Here is a 21,000-nt window from a genome sequence, read left to right on the forward strand (position 1 = left end):
AGATTAATATTTATTATTTTGTTAAGAAATGAAATTGAAATATGTTTAAGGATTTAAGTTTTTCTTAACATTATTAGTTATATTTGTTAGTAATAAAACAAATTATAAAACAAGTATTAACTAATTTACTTATGATTTATGAAAAATACCTTACTTAAAGTCTTTTTGTCGTTTCTAACGATTCTTTGTACTAGTTTAACCTATTCGCAAGATGTTTCGGGTAGTGTATCAGATTCAAATGGTCCACTTCCGGGAGCTACTATTTTAGTGAAAGGAACAACAAATAGCACGCAGACAAATATGGATGGTAATTATACCATTAGAAATGTGGGTTTAAATGCTACACTAATTTTTAGTTATATTGGACTAAAAACTCAGGAAATTAACGTTAAAGGAAAGAGTGTTGTTAATACCCTTTTAAAAGTGGATTCAGCAGAGTTAAATGAAGTTTTAATTATCGGTTTTGGAAAACAGTCCAAACGTAAATTAACAGATAATATAGCCTCGATATCTGCGGAACAAATCAATCAAATTCCTATTTCAAATTTACAAGGTGCACTTACGGCTAAAGCCGCAGGAGTTCAAATCACGCAAATTAATGGTAAAGTTGAAGGAGGCGTAAAAATAAGAGTGAGGGGTATATCTAGTATATCTTCGTCTCAAGAACCTTTATATGTTTTAGATGGAATGCCAATAATTAATGATAACGAAAGTGTATCTGCAGCACCTATAAATCCTTTAATTTCCTTAAATCCCAATGATGTAGCATCTATAGAGATTTTAAAAGATGCATCTTCTGCTGCAATTTATGGCGCTAGAGGGACAAATGGTGTTGTTTTAATAACAACTAAACAAGGGAAATCTGGAAAAACGAAAATATCTTTAAATAGCTCAGCAGGTTGGAGCGAAGCTACTCATAAAATGAGCTGGTTAAATGCAGCACAATATGTAGAGCTTTTTACTGAAGCTTCGGCAAATACTTGGGGAGCAAGTGATTTGTGGTTAACTGAGCCAGGCGGATCATTTGATAAACTATCTAATGGACTAGATTGGCGAAACGGACAAATTGATACCGATTGGCAGGATTTAGCCTTGGTAAAAGGTTCGGTTCAAGATCATACGTTTTCTATATCTGGGGGAGATAGTAAAACAGTTTTCTTTCTTTCTGGAGGATATAATAATACCCAAGGTATCGTTCGCGGTAATAGCATGGATCGCTATTCTTATAGAGGAAATTTAGATCATAAGGTTTCGGATAAGTTAAGAGTAGGTCTTAATACGAGTTTGAGTAAGTCACATATTACAAGGATAGGTACAGATAATTCGTTTGCAACGCCCTTGCAAGCAGTAGCACAATCACCATTGTCTCCTGCTTATTTGGCAGATGGTATTACACCTAACAATGAAAGTACGTTGTATTACAATTTTTTGATGCAAGAATTTAATGGAAGCTGGGATGTTAACATTTTTAGAACCATAATGAATTCTTATTTAGAATATAAAATTTTACCAGAATTAAGCTTTAAAACAGAATTGGGATATGATAACAACAATCAAACGGAAGAGTATTTTTCGGGAAGTTTAACACAATCAGCCTCAACCAACGGATATGCTGACGCAAATGCTATTCAATCCGATAAATATAGTATCAATAATTATTTCACCTATAATAAAACATTTAAGGAAGATTATGATTTAGAATTTGTTGGTGGAATGAGTTTTGAAGAGAGTGCGCGTAAAAGACAATATGTTGCAGGTACAGGTTTTCCATCGGATGATTTGCAAACCGTTGAAAGTGCTTCCGAAATTACCTCAGGACTTTCAAGCAGAACTAAATATAACTTTCTTTCTTACTTTGGTAGAGCTACATTCTCAATCAAAGACAAATACCTTTTAAAAGGGAGTTTGCGTTATGACGGATCTTCAAGATTTGGCGCTTCAAACCGTTATGGAGTATTTCCAGCAGCTTCGGCTGGTTGGATTATCTCACAAGAAGATTTTTTGAAAGACAATAACACAATTAGTTTATTGAAATTAAGAGGAAGTTTTGGGATTACAGGTAATGCAGGAATTGGTAATTTTGCAAGTTTAGGTCTTTTTAACGGATCTGCTTACAATAAAACCTCTGCAATTAACCCATCGCAATTAAGTAATCAGGATTTGAAATGGGAGAAAACAAATCAGGTTGATGCAGGTATTGATTTTGGCTTTTTAAATAATAGAGTTTCGGGTGAAATTGATTACTATGTTAAAAAAACGAATGACCTTTTGTTAAATGAACCCTTGCCTGGTACCTCTGGTTGGAGCACATTAACCCGTAACGTGGGGTCTTTAACAAATAAAGGGTTTGAATTTGTATTAAATACAACCAATGTTAAAACAGATAATTTGAGTTGGAAAACCTCTTTAAATTTGGCTACTTTAAACAATAAAGTAACTAATTTACCAGGAGGAGATATTGTGGATGAACGCAATATAGTAAGAGTAGGTGAAACTATTTCCTCTTTTTATTTAGTGCAATATGCAGGTGTTGATCCTGCCAACGGAGATGCTTTGTTTTATAAAAACACACCTAATTCCGATGGTAGTTTGGATAAAACAAAAACGAATGATTACAATGAAGCAAATAGAGTGATTTCAGGAAGTCCATATCCTACGTTTATGACAGGAATGACAAATACGATCTTATTTAAAAATTTGGATTTTTCTTTTACTTTTCAAGGAGAGTGGGGAGCTTCACTATATAATGAAGCAGGTAAATTTCAATCGGGTAACGCTCGATATGAAGATAATCAAACAACAGATCAATTGAACAGATGGCAAAACTCAGGTGATATTACTAATGTTCCTCAAGCGAGGATGCATCGTACCAACGGACAACAAGCATCAACTCGTTATCTAGAAAAATCAGATTTTATACGTTTAAGAAATTTATCATTAGGATATACCTTGCCGAAAAAAATAAGTCAAAAGATTTCAGTGGATAGACTTCGACTTTACATGACTGGGGTAAACCTTTTAACTTTTACAAATTATACAGGATACGACCCAGAATCTTCTTACGATAATAATGGAGATTCAAATATTAGAAAAGGGATTGCATTTTATTCTGCACCTCCAGCAAAAACAATAATTATTGGATTAAATATTGACCTTTAATGAAATTAGATATGAAAAAGTATAAATATAAAATAATTTTAATATCATTTATTGCACTTTCTTTTTTAGCATGTAATGATAATCTAGATATTACGCCTGAGCAGGATATAACAACTGATGTTGCCATAAGCACTTCATCAAATCTTCGTAAAATTTTAAATAATGCTTATGCAGATGCAAGATCAAGTGTTAGTTATGGTGGAGATATTGCATTGGCATCAGAGTTAATAGCGAATGACGGTGATATTTATTGGAATGGAACCTATAGTCAGCCAGGTGAATATAACGAGAAAGCTATCTTAAAAGATAATAGTTATGTGAGAGAGATCTGGCTTAATGGTTATAAAATAAGCAATCAATCCAATATAATATTGGCTAATTTAGCTGTTTTTACAAACGCATCCGAAAAAGATGTTGCCGAAGGCGAAGCAAAATTTCTTAGAGGATTAGTTTATTTTGACTTAGGAAGATTATTTTCAAAACCCTATATAAAGGGTTCTGTAAACAATCAACTTGGAGTTCCTATAGTATTGGATCCAGTTTTAGATCCTTCTAAAATTACTTTTCCATCTAGGAATACTCTTGAGGAAGTGTATACCCAAGTAATACTTGATTTAACGGCTGCATATACTTTACTACCAGAAACAAATGGGGTATATGCTACAAAATATAGTGCAGCAGCACTTTTGGCTCGTGTCTATTTGCAAAAAGGAGATTATATAAATGCACGAAATATGGCTAATATTGTAATCAAAGATAGTGGCTCAGCATTAACTACCACTTTTGCTAAAGCGTTTAATAATTCGGAAAATTCAACCGAAGATTTGTTTGCATGGCAGGTAAATAGTCAAGATGATAGTATAAATGATTTTAATCTTTTTTGGGCAGGATCTGATTTTGGAGGTCGTTCTGGAAATCCAGATGTTGATATTGAAGATCAGCATTGGGATATTTATGATGATGCAAATGATGAAAGATCGAAATTCTTTTATGAGGCTGGTTATTGGTGTACCACAAAATGGAAAAGCCAATATGCAAACATCCCGTTTTTGCGCTTAGGCGAAATGTATTTGATACGTGCAGAGGCTAATTTTAGAGAAGGAACAGTTTTGGGACTATCGCCTTTAGATGATATTAATATGTTGAGGTTCCGTTCAAGTGCTACTTTATTCACCACGGTAGATTTGGCGACTATACTGATGGAAAGAAAAAGAGAATTATCCTTCGAAGGATTTGCGTTATTTGATGCAAAAAGGTTAAAACAAAACATAGGATCTTTGCCTTACAATGCTAATAATCTCGTTTTACCGATCCCTTTAAGAGAAATGGATGTCAACAAGAATTTAATTCAGAATGATGGGTATTAACTAATAAATTGTTTAAAGTAAGTGAAAGAGTTGTGGTCAAACACAACTCTTTTTTATTTTCAATATTTAAATAAAAAACTTGCTAAATCGCTATTATTTAGTCAGATAATTCTACTGTTGGTGTTTTAAAATTCATTATTTTTAAAAAAAAATACGCGATATGTTAGTAAAAGTTTTTGGAAGTGCCGTTTTTGGTGTAGAAGCTACTACAATTACTGTGGAAGTAAATATTGACAAAGGGGTAGGGTACCATTTGGTGGGTTTGCCCGACAACGCGATTAAAGAAAGCAGTTATCGTATTGCGGCCGCTCTTAAAAACAACGGCTATCAAATGCCTGGTAAAAAGATAACGATCAACATGGCGCCTGCTGATTTACGCAAAGAAGGATCGGCATACGATTTAACTTTGACGATAGGCATTTTAGTCGCTTCACAGCAAATTGAGGCCAAGGATATTGATAAGTATATTATTATGGGTGAACTTTCTCTTGATGGAAGTTTACAGCCTATTCGGGGAGCCTTGCCCATTGCCATAAAAGCCAAAGAAGAAGGTTTTAAAGGCTTTTTTCTGCCAATACAAAACGTAAAAGAAGCTGCTATCGTTGCAGGACTTGATGTTTATGGTATTTCTAATGTTCAGGAAGTGATTGATTTTTTGGAAGGTAAAGGCACCTTAGAGCCCACAACAATTGATACGAGAGCCGAGTTCTACAAAGACTTAGATTTCCCCGAATTTGATTTTAGCGACGTGAAAGGGCAAGAGTCCATTAAGCGTTGTATGGAGATCGCTGCAGCGGGAGGTCATAATATTATGATAATGACGTACACAAACGAACGTTTTACATATCTTTGTAAAAAAAGAGAATATGAAAAACCATCACGCAATATTACTAGTAAGAGTGTCTACGGAAATTCAGGACTACCAAGCCCAAATTTATGACCTTGAACAATATGGTAAAAGTTTAGGTTATACACATTTCAAAGTAATTGAAACCAAAGAAACAGCATTTGCTGATTTAAGTCAAAAGGTTGGTACAAATCAAATGTTTCAGTTCCAAGAACAAAATCCAGAATATAATACAATTTTAATAACAGAATTGAGCCGTTTAGCCAGACGGCAAAGTATCCTACACCAAATCAAAGAACATTGTGAAAATAATCAAATCCAAATATACATAAAAGATTTGAATTTTAAATTGTTGGATGATGATGGTAAAATCAATCAACAAAGTGAAATGATATTCACTTTGTACGGTATGTTCAGTGAATCGGAAGTGAAACAAAAACTTGAAAGATTCCAAAGAAAACGAAAAGAACTAATGGCACAAGGGCTATCAATCGGTGGTAAAATCCTATTTGGATATGATAGGTTCTTAATCCCAGAAATCAATAAGAATACACTAATACTTAATGATGAACAAGCAACAATTGTTAGACAAATATTTAACTGGTATTTAAACGGTTTAACAAGTACTAACAATCCAACAATAGTAAACCCATCAATTAAATCAATATCAATTGAATGTGTGAAACGTGGTTGTCATAAATACACACATAGTAAACGGAACGTAAACAAACTACTGAAAGAACAAGCTTATACTGGTGAAAAAGTAACCAACAATAAACGGAAAAATCCAAAGTTTGGTATTGTGTCCAATGCACCAGAATATCTAGTTTCATCAACCAAGATTAAGTATGTACCAATTATTGATGTTGATACATTTGAAAAGGTACAAGCAAAACTTAAATCAAATATCATTAATTCAGATAAAGAAACTAAACATATTACACTACTATCAAAAATATTAAATTGTCCAGCTTGTGGACGTAAATTAGGTGGTAATTATAGAATAAGAAAAGATGGAGCAAAAAACAGTTATAGATGCACATCAAGAACAGATACGCAATCTTGTTCAAGTGTTGGAAAATCATTAAGTATGAATTTAATTGATAGTGCAGTTTGGCAACTCATTAAATTGGATTTACCAGCATTATCAAAAAAGATAAATGAAATCAATCCTGATGAATACTTACTTGAAATGGATAACCATTTATCAAATCTTATCCAACGTGAAAAAGAAATTCAAAACAATATTGATGAAAACGTTGCAATCTTAAAATCAGTTGGAAAATTATCAAGTGCTGGTGTTTTAACTCTTATTGAAACTACTGGTAAAAAGATTGAAAAACTTGAAAATGATTATAATAAAATCCAACAAGAAAAATCAAAGATTGAATCTAATAAACTTTTAATCTTTGATAAACAAGGTGATGTTGAATCAATCATTAATGATAATCTATCAACGATTGAAAGCGATAAAGAACTACTAAAAAAGTATATTAATATTTTCATTGATGATATTAATATCATTCAACATAATGTACAATATACTGTATTGGAATTGATAATTAAAGATGGTACAACCTATGGTTTATTGACAAATCCAGAAATTTATTCACAAAGAAATTGTAAAAATATTGAAGTGAATTATTTAATAATAGATAAGAAAATAACACAACAACCTAAAATATCATTTATGAAAGTTAGCGGTAATGTTGATATAAATTTTCATAGAGAAACAGTAATTCCAAATCATATACCTAATATTAAAAAGTGGAATGTGTTAAATAAATTAAATCTATAATTAGGTTATATAAAATTAAATTATTAATCTTTGGATATCAATATAAATATTAACAACAAATTAAATAATAAATACTATGGCAACACCACTATCAAAAAAACCAGTCTTAACGATTGATGAACAAATTGCTGAACTAAAAGCAAAAAGAGCTGCTGAATTAGAAAAGGAAATAAAACAACTTGAATTATCAGCACAAGTTGATGATGCAAGATTTGAATTAAGTCAAAAAATTAAAAGTGAGTGGAATATCCTTAAAAAGAAAATCGATGATGAAGAAAAAGAATTAAGTAAAAAACACAAACAAGAAGAAAATCTATTAATTCAAAATATAGGTGAATACAAAGATGAATTTAAAGAAAAATACGGTGTTGATTTTGAAATTAAAAGACCTGAAATAAAAGTAGTATTAGCATTACGAGCAAAAGCAAGGTTAATATCTGAATTAAAAGTTGGTGATGCTCCTAAGTATAAATTGAATGATGATAAAACAGCTTTGATTGGTGCTAAGGGTCAACCAATCACCAGTACAATAAATGAAAAGATTGACGGTAAAAAAGAAACACTATCAGCAAGAAACTTATTCAAGTATTTGAAACCAGAAGCAACAAAAGAAGAACTTGATAAACTATTTCCACCAAAGAATAATTTACCAAAAGAATATTCATCACAATCAATTATTAAAACAGATTTAGGTGGTGATTTAGGTAAACTATAATATTACAAAAACAAATACCACCTAAGAACATTAAAGGATAACCGTTACAGTTATCCTTTATTTATTCACTACGCTTCAATACAGACCAAATAAGACGATATAAATAACAAATGATATAGGTGCTATATAAAATTATATAGTTGCTTAAATTGCTTTAAAATAAATAATGTTAAAAAAAACAAAGTTAATATATAATTATCCTTATCAACCTTATTATCCAGATTCACATTCTTTAACTGAACACATACAATCAAAAAGGTTTGCTGAATGTGTTGAACCAATTAAATCTTTGTTGATTCTGGTTAACCAATACCAACAAAACGTAAAGATTAATAACGGTGTAAATTTGATTGGTAGTTACATAAATGAAGATAAAGATGATGTTGATAACCACTACAAGTACACATTGTATGTTGTTAAAACAGACAAACAATATCAAGTTAAGATTGGTATTGATGCTGCTGAACCAAGTGATTTAAAAGCTGTTATTTCATATACTACATTAAACAAAGAAACCATTCAGTAATTGAATGGTTTTTTTTGTTTAATATAATGACGCATTTTAAAGCGATATAAGCAACGATAATTTTAACAACCGTACAACACATCAAACAGCATAGATAATTAAAACAAGGTATCAAAGATTAAGATATATATCATTTAATTCATCTTGTCGAATACCTAAATATTTTCTAGTAACAGCAATTGATGAATGATTAAACAAATCACTTAGATACACCAAAGCTTTTTCTGATTCACCATTATTAAAAAATACTCTACGACCAAATGACTTTCTTAATGAATGTGATGATATGTTAAGTGTTTTACTTTCTTTTGCGAACGCATCCTTTAACAATCGGTTCAGATGTTGAATAGATATTATACCACCTTTTTGTGTAATGAATAAACCACCAGTTGCATCAGCTGGAACAATGGCACGGATTGCATCATTAACTGCAAAGGTTTTTTTCTTTTCTGTTTTACCCTCGGTTATTGTTACAGATGGTTGTTTTAATTGTTCACAAGTTAATGCAAGTATATCACTACATCTTAAACCAGTATTCATTGCAATAATAATATATTTACCTATCAATACTGTTTTAGGTTCTTTTAGTAGTTTAGATGCAACGTTTGATGCTCTATCAAAGTCTATATAATCAGCTGTTGTTGTTGAGTTCTTTAGTGACATAATATTTTAGTTTAAAGATTTAATTGATTTACGATATTGTTTAATCAAGTCATTCAATGTTTCATTACATTCTATTTGTTGATATGGATTTGATTTGTTGAATCTGAATGAATCATATACTTTAGTTTCATTAACATACACATCATAAGAATCAATTCTAATGCTATTTAAGTTAATAACTATTGAATATACTGTTGGTGCTTGCCAAGTACCATTTGTATCAATTACACCTATTGCACCACCATCTGAATCAATATGTGATGCAATCATTTCATTTAACTTTGTTACTTTGTTTAGGATTGCTTTAGGTATCATAATATGTTTGTGTTTTGATTATCTTGGTACAAATGTAATAAAAAAATGTTCACCCGCAAATATAAGTGAACATTTTTATTTAAAAAAAAGGTTTTGGTATTATGCAACAACTTGAAATGGTTTATCCCAAGCACCAATTGTTAGTGTTACATAATGACCACAATCAAAATAATCTGTTTGTGCATCTGAATTATCATAATTGTTTAGATTAAGAATATCATTGATTGATTTAAGTATTGCAGTTGCTGCATCATTATTACCATCATAACGTGATTCAATCCAAAAATTATTAACTGATTCATTTGTTCTTGTTGTATCTAATCTTAATTCAACTGGTGCTGTTAATATTTCACAACGTACATTTGAATAATGTTGTCTAGTTACACTAAATTTCCAACCTTGTTTTGCTGGAAATAGTACTTTCAAATTGTTTCTAATTTCTTTTACTGATTCTGATGTGATATAAGCCATTGTGTTATTAATTTATGTTATTGCTTTATTGCCCCACAAAGATATAAATTAAATGTTCACTTCCAAACATATTTTATCAAAAGTGAACATTATTTTTATTTATGATTTTCAAAAACCTTGTGAAGTATTGATTTTACTAGTGTTAACAAAATAATGTTAACTTAGTACATTAGTGAACATTTTATTTTTAACAGATTTTGATGTGATTTATCAAGATTTTTCAAATTTCATCTTTTATGTACGCTTTGGCAGTATTTTAGTGATGTATTTCAAGATAGTTTGATGATGTATTTCAAGATAGTTTTGATGAAGTTGGTGATGTGATTCTTTTAATATGACATAATAATTTTTTGTTTGATTTATAACAAATTGTTTATTAATTGATTACAAACAAATAACCAGCTAATTATTAGCTGGTTATGATGTTATGTTATTAATGATTGCATATTATATATTATTTGTTTTACTCTATCGGGTGATAGTTCAAATTGTTCAGCTAACATAATATATTTTAGTTCTTTTGGAATATCTTTTTGTAGTTGTTGAAGTGCTTCATATATTTCAATATCTCTTATTACCATATAAGAAAGTATTCCATTTTTAACGAATCTATGTATTGTGTTTTTATTTTTCTTTAGTAGTTGGTATCTATTCATTTTTAATTGTTGATATTGTTTTATTGTTATTGGTTTTTGTGTTAAAATCTTTTTATGTTGTTTTTTGTTTTGAAAAACCTTGTGAAGCTGGAAAAGCTGGCGCATTGCATAGCCTAGTAAACTGGTTTAAATTTTAATTTAAGTTTATTTAGTGATTCATCTTTAATTTGTGAAACTCTCATTTTTGTAATGTTAAGAATTTCACCGATTTCTTTTAATTTTTTTGGATTGGTATCAATTCCGAAATAAGTTTTAATAATAAATCTTTCACGTGTATTCAGAAATTTTAGATTTTGATTAATTTGGTTTTTTAGTCTTTCATTTTCAATTTCAGAATCATCATTTTCATTATCACAAAATATATCAAGATTATCAACTTTAATTATTTCTTTGGTATTAAAGTAGTGATGAATTTCAGCGGTTGTAAATAGGTTTAATGTTTCAATATGTTCTGGATATATTTCAGATTCATTATTTTGAAATAGTTTTGCTATTTCAATTTTAATTTTATCATTAGATATTTTTGTTGAATAAGGTGATTTGATTACATCAGAATAATTAATTATAAAATCTGTAATATATTTATTAATCCAGAAACTAGCATAGAATGAAAACTTTGATGATTTATTTATATTATAGTTTTCGATTGCTTTAATTAATCCAATTGTACCCTCACTTATTAAATCATCAAATTCAATTAAGTTTGATTTAATTTTATATCGTTTTACAAAATGAATAACCAATTTAATATTGTGTTGAATCAGTTTTTCTTTTGCGTTATTATTTCCATTATTCAATTCAATGAATAGATTTTTTGTTTGTTCAGTTGTTAGTGTTTCAAACTGTTTAATTTGGTTATACATTTGTTTAGTTATCATATATTTCTTTTAATAATAAATATCACAACTTTGTCAAAAGGACATACTTATTAATAAAAAACCACAAATATTTTTTTAATTATACTTGTGGTTTAATTATGTTATTCTTTGTTATTGTAAATTAGCATAAGAATCAACCATTCTTACTCTATTTTGTTGATGATTAATATCAACAACACTTACAACTGGTGCTGGTGCATTTGCATAAGCTTGTGCAACACTTGCAGCTAGTCTATCATAATCTATTGACATTCTAGCCGTGTTTGATATTGATTGATTACCAACATAACCACCAGTTGCATAAGTAGGCACACCAATTGATTTAAAGAACTGAAAACCACCAGCACGTGCTTGTTGTTCCTTATTTAATATTAATTCACCTTGTCCAACGTATGCAAGCGTATCATCACCATTTGATAATGGTACAATGTTTGAACCGTTATTGATAACACCAGATGATAAAGTAGGTATTAAACCACCATCAGCACGTTTCGGCACATCTTTAGTTGATATGATGTTTTTAACGGCTGCAAAACCAGTTGCAGCTGCCATTGCCACCGCTGGAATTGCCATAGGATAACCTAAAGCAACACCAGCAGTTATACCTTGATAGGTATTTATTAATGCTTGTGCTAATGCAACCGCTTTACCAGCTTTAGATGATTTACCTAATAAATCAGATACAACACCCAATGTTGCTCCCAATGCTGCAATCTTTGTTTTTTGTAGTTCACCATCGATTGCTTTTTGGTTTGCAGCGTGTTTTTGTTCTATTAAATCTCTATCTGCTCCATTCTTATCGGCTGCCAATAGTTCAGCATCATAACGCATTTGTTCACGTGCTGTATCGGCTTCAAATTTGGTTTGAAACTCTAATTCATCTATTTCTTGTTTGTTGGTTGCATCAATTATTTTCTTTTCATTATCAGCTACAATTTTAGCATCATCAACTGCTTTTTTGTTTGTTGCTGTTGTTAAATCAATTTGTGCAATTGCTGCATCATATTCTGTTTTATTAGTAATACCAGCATCAAATGATGCTTTAGCTGCTGTTGCTTCGGCTTCGCTAATTAATCTAATTCTTTCAAGTTCTTGTTGATATAGTGTATCATTTAAGAATTGATTTGCATCTATTTTTGATTGATGTGTATCTTTAAAGTTTTGTAATTCAATGTTAGCATTTGCAACTGTTACATCAGCTTGTTTTTTTGCGAAGTCATTTTTTAACTTTAATGATTCAAGTTCAAAAGCTGTTTGAGTTATTTTCTTATTATCTAATTCTGTTTTAAGTAATGCTAATTTTTTATTCATTACTGTTTCAGCAGTTGATAACTCATCAACCATTGATTGTTTTTTTATTCCTTGTTGTTGAATATATAAATCAATTTCATCTTTGTTTTTTTGTATTCCAGCATCAACTTTTTTGTTATGTGCTTCAATTGCTTTTTGTTGTGCAGCTTGTGCATCTGCTTGTGCTTTTTCTCTTTTGGCTGTTGCATCATCTTCAAGTTTATCTTGTGCATTTTGATTCTTTTCTAAACGTTTAGTTGATTCATCTTTAATTGCAATTTTACCTAGTTCAGATTTTTTTAAATCTTGTAATTCTTTATCAGTTATTTTACCTTGGTTCAATAAATATGTACCATAGGCTAGTGTATTTCTTTGTAAGTTTGCAAGTTCTTGATTACTTAAACTGCCTTTGATTCTAGCAGCTTCAATTGATTGTTTTAAATCAGCATCAGCAAGTGCTGAACGTTGTTTAAAGTTTGCTGTTTCAATTGCTTCTGCTTGTTTTAAAAATGCTAGTCTATCCTTTTCTGTTAGTGTACGATTTTTTGATTTAAGTATAAGTTCAGCATATTGTTGTATTGCTTTAGCGTTGGCAACTTCTTGTGAGTTATTCAAGTCGGCAAGGTCTTGTTGAGCAGCTTTTAACTTTGCTGCATCTTTTGCAGCTTTAGCCATATTATCCCCTAATTCACTAAATGATTTTGATGAATCTTGTGTACTATCAAATAATGATGCAAGTGCTTGTTGAACCACACGAACAGCTGCACCCATTGCAGCAAAACCTTGTTCTAGTTTGTCCACGAGTGGGTCAAACGTTTTGAAGTAACCAATAAGTAAACCAACTGCAATAATGATTAAACCAATACCAGTTGCTGCAAGTGCGGCTGTAAAGATTTTCATAGCACCAGTACCAACACCAGTTGCAATTGTCATTGCTTTTTGTGCTGTTGTCATTCCCTCGGTTGCTGATGCTGAATTTTTTATTTGTTCTGCACCATCTTTCATTTGACCTTTAAAGAAATTCCAAGTACCACTTGATTTTTCAAGTATAACATTTACATTTCTTAATTCAACACCTTGCAATCCTAATGCTTGTACAGATTCGGTTATTGCTCTACCGTAATCACCAATACCAATTTTTTGTTTTTCCAAACCTGATACATTATCTTTAATGTATTTGTTGTTTTCATCTAGTTTTGAATTGATTGCAGTTACTGCGGTTTGACCCTCAGTTGTTTTGGTGTTGATTTGGTTTCTTATTGCTAAAAGTTGTTTATTGTTTTCTCTAGCTTCGGCAATTGAAGTATTTTCTTTTGCAATAGCTTGTGTTGCAGCATCAGTTGCTTTTGCAAAAGCTTGGTTTGCTGTTGATAATTGTGCAACAACATTTTTTTGTGCATTGTAAGATGTTTGCAGTCTAGCAATTTCAACTACATTTTTTGTAAATGAATCTGAATTTGTTTGATTGGAATCAGTAAGTGTTTTTTGTGCTGCTTTCAGTTTATCAATTTCAGCACGTGTTTCAGTCATTTTACTAATTAGTGCATTAGTGTTAATATCAAGTGATAACACTTCTATAATTTGAGCCATTTATTCCATAGTATATATTTTTTCGTTATTGTTGTTGTTTTTAATAATTAGCTTTAATCAATTCTACTTTACAAGTTTTACCAAGTTGATAATCTTGTATTTTATTTACTATATAATAACCACCAAGTTGTTTAAAATAATATAGTTTTGAAAAGTCAAAATTGTTTATTTGAGAAATATCAAAATACATTTCAGCAGTTATTAATTTGAAATCATTTAATATACCTTCAAATTTCACATAAGGTTGTAAGTACACATCTTTACTTAGATAAAATGGATTAATTAATATTTTATCACCAGTTAATTCAGAACCTATAAATGTGTTTAAATCTAAACGACTTAACGATATGAAATGAAAATGATTTGTTAAACTTCTATATGTAGTTACACCATCACTTAAATCTTTTGTCCACAATAAATATTGATTTGAATAGTATCCAAGTTCTTTTGATTGAAATTCTTCTTTTGCATACATTTTTGAAGTTAATACAATCTTTGTTTCTTCAAGATTAACATTGTTTATTGTTATTGTTTTATCTTCATAACTTGAACCATCAACATTATATTTATATTTGATAATGTTGTTTTGCGCATAAGAACCATATTTGTATTTCTCATTTATTTTTTTTACAAATGAATTTGATAAATCAATTAAATTATTACTATCATAATTTATTATTTCATCAAATGTTTTGAATGTATAATGATTGGTATATTTATCTTTATAAATGGTTAAACCATAACGATATATAATTTCATTAAGAAAATCTTTTACTTGAAATTCCTTTAATGAGTTTTTAAAATTTACTTCGTTACCACCAATCAAATAATATTTAAGATTCAATTTAAAAGTGATGTTATTTAATTTATAACCACCAGATGTTCTTGCAATTATTTTAATTGTATCATTTGAATTAAGTGTTAATATTGGTTTAGTTTTAATATCATACGCTGTACCGTTGTTAACTATAACTTCAACAACCATTGCATTTCTTATACCAAAAGCAGTTTGACCATATATACCTTTATCCCATTTACCAGTTCCAACACCATCATCAACGAATTGATACACACCAGTAGTTGGAATCAGATAAACTTCATCAGTTGAAAATGAACCTGAATATGGTGCTGCTGAATTATGTTTAACAACAAATGCTGAATAACTAGAATTACCTAAGTTTGTACCTTGTTGAAAAGATGTGTTAGAATAAAATATAATTGGTTCAGCATCAACTGGATAACCATTTGAATAACTAATATATAACTCTTCATATTCAGTTGTTAAAAAAGTACTTCCTGAGTAGGTTGCATCAGCATAATCAAATATCTTATCAACTAAATAACTTACTTTAACTGATGGTACTAAATAATCCATATTAACACTAGTACCACTAGTACCACCAGTTACAAATGTAAATCTTGCTTTACCACCGTAATCAGCAACTATATAAGTATATGGACTTGTTGCAATATTTGTAATTGAATTAATAACATTTGTTAATGTTTTTGGGTGTTCCAAAGCATCAACATCAAGTTCAGATAATGTAACATTTTCAATTGATTTATATAAATCAATTAAACCATCATACACATTAATTGAAATATATTCATCAGTTGTTTCTTCAATTACACCCCAACCTTTATAAATCATATAATCATTACCAACGATATATGTAACTTCTAATTTTCTACTTGGTAATGCATAACCAGTACTATTAAATTCACCAATAAAACCCAAGGCTTGTAAATTATTTGGTGTTTTTGGAATATGAATATTTTTTGTATATGATGTTTGTCTTGATTGCAAACTAATTAAATCATTTACTTGAAGTGTTCGAGCAAAATCAGTCGAATTATTTGTTAATTCAAATTCAACATCATTTATAAAAATTCTTTCATTTGCCATTATAATGTTTGTGTGTTAATCTGTGGTAATGTTATTGTAACATTCATTTTATATTGGTTATTCTTTTTGTTAAATACTGTATTGCTTTCATTAACAGCAACCCCAATAAATGAATATTGATTCATTTGTCTAAATGGTTCGTTATAGATATACATTTCAACAAATGGTGAACTTAAAATACTTTGGATGTAACTTCTTTCAAATTCATTGAACTTGGTTGTTAACACCTTTGCATTGTCTGCTTTCTTACCTGTAATTTGTGATGTTGATGTTAAGTGTTGGAGATTGTTAAATCCTGTACTTAATTCACTAATGGTATCTGTTTTGATTGATTCACTTATTTCATCAAATAACCAATATGAATAGCTTCCAGCATCATTAAACCATTTAAGATATACACCACATTTTGATTCATTCCTTTTGATTAATAGGTTTGATTTGAATGTTTCATTAACCCATAATTCACATTTATTAACTGTTGTTGATAAACCAATTAAATTGGTTAAGAATTCGTTATTTGCTCCATCTGAAAGAAATAATCTTTTTACTTTATCATTTGATGATGTTGCAGGTGCTGATATATTATAAGTTGATGTGTTTTTCAAATAATAAGTATCACCAGTTGTTAAACCAAAAATGGCAAAATCGATTGGATAACCCTCAAAATATGGTAAATAGTAATCAACATTGTTTTGTGTCGGTAATAGAATGTTAATAGTATTACTAGAATTGATTTTGTCATTATATCCTATCAGTTGTTCAACATTTTTTTTGAATTTATAAGTCTTTGAAATAAAAGCACCACTAATATAAATAGTTATTGGTAATATTAAAGAAAGTGATTCATCATCATAAATACTAGATGAGTATAATTGTGGTATAATTGAATCCTTAAAGTTATTTTTGTTGATTAATGATGTGACAATACTTTTGAAATTAAAAAAGTATTTATTATTTATTCCATATATAGCAAAAATATCATCCGTTGAATCAATTACTATATATGCGCTTGGATATGTACCAACTTCATCAATTTCAAATTCAATTATTGAATCATTATAAGCTGGATTAATTGGTAATAAATCATTTGTTATTGTAATCATTATTTATTCTCTATTTTTTGTATCATTATTGTAATCTCATTAATAAAAAGATTAACATTTATTTTATTTATCTTTTCAAGAATTGTATCAATTCTTTCTGGTGTTATAACTTGTTCATATATCTTTAAATGATTTTCTTTATTTGTTCCTTGTTTACCAATTTTTCTAGCAATCAAATATGCTAGACTTGATATTTTCATATTTTTTTCAATTGGTGTTATTCCTTTAGCTATTAACCATTGTTCAATTGGTGCTGTTGGTGGTTGCTTTCCTGCAACCCTACCAGCCAAATACACATAACCACTTAATGTTGCTTTGTTAGGCGAATAGGACGTATTTAAACCATTTAAAAACTCACCTGATACCTTTTTACCACTTGATTCATATACATCAATTATATCAGCTTTTATTGCTTCCATTTCTTGTTTAAGAATCTCATCATAATTAAAGAAATCCATTATTCAATAAGTGTTATTGAATATGTTATTAATAATCCATCAAGATTAAAATCAAAAAGGTTAATCACTTCAACTTGTGTAAATTTGTTTATTGTTGCATCAGCACATACCAACGCATTTTTTAATATTGTTGAAGCTTCATTCATAAGAGGTTTAATGTTGTTGATATATTTATCTTTGTAATCTTCATCAACATCACTAGATACCAATAACATCAATTTACCGCTGTATGTATGTGTTTCAACACCAGCATCACTAAATGATGTATCAATAGTTATTGGGTCAATGAATAAATGAACTTTATCCGTTGTCATATCATCATATAAATTTTGATAATCTGATTTTGAATACTCAAAAACCCATTCGTTATTAATTGCTAATGTTTGTAATAGTTCATACATATTATTTTTTTATTTGTTTCTTTTGTAATTCAGAAATTTCTTTTTGAATTTTAGCTTTAGTATTATCAAGACTTAATTTTGTGAATACAGTTAAATATTGCATCTTTTCAATTTTATTCCATTTGGTTATATCACCATTTGAAAGATTATCAAAGACATTTAAAATACCATACTTTGACATTCTTTCGTTTGCGTTGGTTAATTCAACATTTATATCATCTTCATCATTGCTTAATTCGTTAAATTCCATATTTTGAATTTGAATTAAATCAGCTTTGATACTTGATATAATACCATAGAATTGTATGATTGTAAAATTTAATACTTCATTACGTTTTAATTTAGTTAACATCATTACCGAATCAATAATAGATTCAATATCGGTACTACCAAATGAATTTCTTATTTCAGTTACTTCACCAAATGTTAATTCAAGTATTGATGGTATTTGAATTGTTTTTGATTCTTTAATCTTATACCATTTATATTTTGGATTTTGTATTTGTCTTAATGGATTCAGATTATCAAGTATTGATAAATAATCAACTATTAATTTATAATCTTGAATTATAAAAAAGTTTTTAATTTTATAGTTAACTATCTTTTCCATTTTAAATTAAAGTGTGTTGATTTTTTACTAAATTTCATTAAAAAGAAATAACGTAATCCATCTAAAATATGATTGTATGTGTCAATTGGAATTGATAATTGATTACCATCTTTATCTTTTGCCCATACATAATTTTGTAACTCTTTAATTAAATTAATGCTTCTACTGGTTACTTTAAATGGTTGTTCTTGGATTAATTGAATACCATAATTGATACTATCTTTACCTTTAATAACTGGTAATACTGTTAATCCATAATGTTTAAGTTCAGCAATACTTTTTGGTTCAGCTGAATCAGCATATATTATTGCATTTTTTGCATCACTAGATTTAATTAATGATGCTAATTGTGAATTCAACAAACCTTTTTGATATATCTTTTCATCTATTATTATTTCACCGTTGTAACGATATACACTTACAAGTGCTGATGGGTCGTTACTGAAACCAAAATCTAAACCACTACCTAATAATTCTGCGTTTTCTGGTAATGAATCAATTTCTGACCAATCATTGTATATCGCCCCAGATTGAATACCAAGTTGACCCAATCCCATTACTTTCCATCTGTTTTTGTAATAGTCCGATGTTTCAGATTTGACTAACCAAGATTCAATTTCATCAATTATTTTTTCATTTAAGAATTCATTATCTTTATATGTAACAATAAGAAAATCAACATTATCATTTCCTATCAATTCAGTATGTGCATAAAATGGTGATGTTGGGTTATAGTCTAAAAATGTGAACAATTTTGTTCTAACATTTAATTCAGAAAATGCTTCAAATGTTATGTTGTTTGCTTCATTTAAAAATAAAATATCACGTCTTGAACCTCTTAATTTTGTTGAATCATCAGCACCAAAAAATTCAAATGTTGATTTACCAACCTTAATTGTTCTATCAGTTTTATTATGATTTGTTTCATCATATAAATCCAATAAGATTAATATATCTTGAAAATCTTTATATGCACCTCTTTTAAGTACTGGTACACTTTCAGCTACAATTGAAATAAGTAAATCTTTCTTTAATCCATAATATATTAAATACAGTAAGATTGAAAATGTTTTACCAGCACTTGTACCACCTTGAATTACTCTTATTGGTTGTTTAAGTGTTGCAATTTTATTAAATGTTGTTGTTGGTATTATCATTAAAACGGTAAATCATTTTCATCTTCGTTATTGTTAGTTGAATCTATTTGTTTTGGTTTAATTTCAACAAAATCAGTATTAATTAATGAATCAATTAGTTTGCGTTGTTCTTCACTTCCAGCTGTTATTTGAATGATTGTTTCTTGTTCATTTTTATTAATATTTTCTGAAATATGTTTAAGATTCCATTCAGCAAATTTTCGTTCTAATAACCAAGCGTATCTTGTCCATTGACCAGTTGTATCATTCATTAGTTTATTTACTAGTATTGCTTTTTGTCTTATTAATGCTAAATGAATCATTCCAATAAATTCTTTTCCAATTTCTTCGGTTGGGTGAAATTTTCCAGCTTTCCATTTTTCGAATGTTGATTTTGATATTTGGCTATCAATTGGTAAACCTCGATTTACTAAAAAAACAAGGTCTTCATCTGTATAACTAATTATATCATCAGCTTCAAGTACTGTATTTAATTGTTGTACCCAAACTTGCATTTTAAATGGTCTTCCAACCTTATTTTTTTCAAATTCATTATTCATTATATAATATGTTTATAACCATAATAATACTATCATTTTGTGATAAGTAAAACCCATAAAAAAACCCACTCGTTAAAGTGGGTTTAGTTTATTAAGTTGTTATGTTATTTTGTATCTTCCTTTTTATCATCAATTAATTCGTTTAAATCTGTTTTCATTCCTTTTAGTTTATTAATCATTTCTTTGAAGATTACCCAAAATGATTTATTTCCTAATTTCATTGAAGATTCATCAAGGCTTTTTAATTCGATATAACTCCAAGTTGCTGTAACTATTTTTGGTATTAAATATTCAATTCCAAATAACATTTTTCCAGCTATATATTTATTTACTAAAAAAGCTAAAATGATTGTTGTTAAGTAGAAAAATAATTTAATCACAATATTAAATAATTTATGTGATTTGAATGATTTAATTGATTCTATTTTAATTGATACGTATATTCCAAATGCTGTATCTAGCATTACCATCATAAACATAATAATTAATAACCCCTGAATAGGTGTTAAAAATGTTGTTATTATTGCCAAAAGCACTAGTGTTATTTTCAA

General features: G+C 29.0%; 19 protein-coding genes and 1 pseudogene. 6 read left to right on the top strand and 14 right to left on the bottom strand.

All coding sequences use genetic code 11. From position 1 onward, the window contains the following. The first annotated feature begins 138 nt into the window (after positions 1-138). The 6 genes and pseudogenes from H8R24_RS02445 to H8R24_RS02470 all read left to right on the top strand — a co-directional run bounded on the left by H8R24_RS02445 (position 139) and on the right by H8R24_RS02470 (position 8,412). Complete coding sequence (locus tag H8R24_RS02445; RefSeq protein WP_187016977.1) at positions 139-3,159, top strand: SusC/RagA family TonB-linked outer membrane protein; 3,021 nt, start codon at positions 139-141, stop codon at positions 3,157-3,159. Between the two features lie 11 nt (positions 3,160-3,170). Continuing rightward, a complete protein-coding gene (locus H8R24_RS02450; protein ID WP_187016976.1) occupies positions 3,171-4,526 on the top strand; it encodes a RagB/SusD family nutrient uptake outer membrane protein in 1,356 nt (451 codons plus the stop codon). 160 nt (positions 4,527-4,686) lie between these two features. Next, a pseudogene (locus H8R24_RS02455) lies at positions 4,687-5,385 on the top strand (magnesium chelatase domain-containing protein); the annotation flags it as partial. 7 nt (positions 5,386-5,392) lie between these two features. Then, a complete protein-coding gene (locus H8R24_RS02460) occupies positions 5,393-7,171 on the top strand; it encodes a recombinase family protein (protein WP_187016975.1) in 1,779 nt (592 codons plus the stop codon). A gap of 76 nt (positions 7,172-7,247) precedes the next feature. After that, positions 7,248-7,886 (top strand): hypothetical protein, encoded by a 639-nt coding sequence (locus H8R24_RS02465; protein WP_187016974.1) that lies wholly within the window; start codon positions 7,248-7,250, stop codon positions 7,884-7,886. Positions 7,887-8,052: 166 nt separating this feature from the next. Then, complete coding sequence (locus H8R24_RS02470) at positions 8,053-8,412, top strand: hypothetical protein (protein ID WP_187016973.1); 360 nt, start codon at positions 8,053-8,055, stop codon at positions 8,410-8,412. A gap of 111 nt (positions 8,413-8,523) precedes the next feature. On the opposite strand, the gene H8R24_RS02475 is transcribed toward H8R24_RS02470, so the two are convergent. From H8R24_RS02475 to H8R24_RS02540, 14 genes are all read right to left on the bottom strand, one after another. Then, positions 8,524-9,075, bottom strand: a complete 552-nt coding sequence (locus tag H8R24_RS02475) for a tyrosine-type recombinase/integrase (protein WP_187016972.1) — start codon at positions 9,073-9,075, stop codon at positions 8,524-8,526. 6 nt (positions 9,076-9,081) lie between these two features. After that, complete coding sequence (locus H8R24_RS02480) at positions 9,082-9,390, bottom strand: hypothetical protein (protein WP_187016971.1); 309 nt, start codon at positions 9,388-9,390, stop codon at positions 9,082-9,084. Positions 9,391-9,489: 99 nt separating this feature from the next. Further along, positions 9,490-9,861 carry an LPD29 domain-containing protein gene (locus H8R24_RS02485; RefSeq protein WP_187016970.1) on the bottom strand — a complete coding sequence of 124 codons (372 nt, stop codon included), beginning with the start codon at positions 9,859-9,861 and terminating at the stop codon, positions 9,490-9,492. A 425-nt stretch (positions 9,862-10,286) separates the two neighbouring features. Beyond that, the gene (locus tag H8R24_RS02490) at positions 10,287-10,622 is read right to left on the bottom strand and encodes a hypothetical protein (protein ID WP_187016969.1); all 336 of its coding nucleotides are present in this window, start codon (positions 10,620-10,622) and stop codon (positions 10,287-10,289) included. Positions 10,623-10,630: 8 nt separating this feature from the next. Beyond that, a complete protein-coding gene (locus H8R24_RS02495; protein WP_187016968.1) occupies positions 10,631-11,395 on the bottom strand; it encodes a sigma-70 family RNA polymerase sigma factor in 765 nt (254 codons plus the stop codon). Between the two features lie 111 nt (positions 11,396-11,506). Beyond that, positions 11,507-14,275, bottom strand: coding sequence for a hypothetical protein (locus H8R24_RS02500; protein ID WP_187016967.1), 2,769 nt, complete (start codon positions 14,273-14,275; stop codon positions 11,507-11,509). A 40-nt stretch (positions 14,276-14,315) separates the two neighbouring features. Further along, positions 14,316-16,181, bottom strand: coding sequence for a hypothetical protein (locus H8R24_RS02505; protein WP_187016966.1), 1,866 nt, complete (start codon positions 16,179-16,181; stop codon positions 14,316-14,318). Beyond that, positions 16,181-17,284: a hypothetical protein gene (locus H8R24_RS02510; RefSeq protein ID WP_187016965.1), complete on the bottom strand. Its 1,104-nt coding sequence runs from the start codon at positions 17,282-17,284 to the stop codon at positions 16,181-16,183. The genes H8R24_RS02505 and H8R24_RS02510 overlap by 1 nt, the downstream gene beginning before the upstream one ends. Beyond that, on the bottom strand, positions 17,284-17,703 hold the full coding sequence (locus H8R24_RS02515) for a hypothetical protein (RefSeq protein ID WP_222621506.1): 420 nt from the start codon (positions 17,701-17,703) through the stop codon (positions 17,284-17,286). Before H8R24_RS02515 ends, H8R24_RS02510 begins: the two co-directional genes overlap by 1 nt. A gap of 38 nt (positions 17,704-17,741) precedes the next feature. Beyond that, a complete protein-coding gene (locus tag H8R24_RS02520) occupies positions 17,742-18,143 on the bottom strand; it encodes a hypothetical protein (RefSeq protein WP_187016963.1) in 402 nt (133 codons plus the stop codon). A gap of 1 nt (position 18,144) precedes the next feature. Next, complete coding sequence (locus H8R24_RS02525; RefSeq protein WP_187016962.1) at positions 18,145-18,753, bottom strand: hypothetical protein; 609 nt, start codon at positions 18,751-18,753, stop codon at positions 18,145-18,147. After that, a complete protein-coding gene (locus H8R24_RS02530) occupies positions 18,741-19,910 on the bottom strand; it encodes a PBSX family phage terminase large subunit (RefSeq protein WP_187016961.1) in 1,170 nt (389 codons plus the stop codon). Before H8R24_RS02530 ends, H8R24_RS02525 begins: the two co-directional genes overlap by 13 nt. Then, positions 19,910-20,449 carry a hypothetical protein gene (locus H8R24_RS02535; RefSeq protein ID WP_187016960.1) on the bottom strand — a complete coding sequence of 180 codons (540 nt, stop codon included), beginning with the start codon at positions 20,447-20,449 and terminating at the stop codon, positions 19,910-19,912. The genes H8R24_RS02530 and H8R24_RS02535 overlap by 1 nt, the downstream gene beginning before the upstream one ends. A gap of 104 nt (positions 20,450-20,553) precedes the next feature. After that, a complete protein-coding gene (locus H8R24_RS02540; protein ID WP_187016959.1) occupies positions 20,554-21,000 on the bottom strand; it encodes a phage holin family protein in 447 nt (148 codons plus the stop codon).

It is taken from the genome of Flavobacterium muglaense (assembly GCF_014305155.1).
GTDB classification, from domain to species: Bacteria; Bacteroidota; Bacteroidia; order Flavobacteriales; family Flavobacteriaceae; genus Flavobacterium; species Flavobacterium muglaense.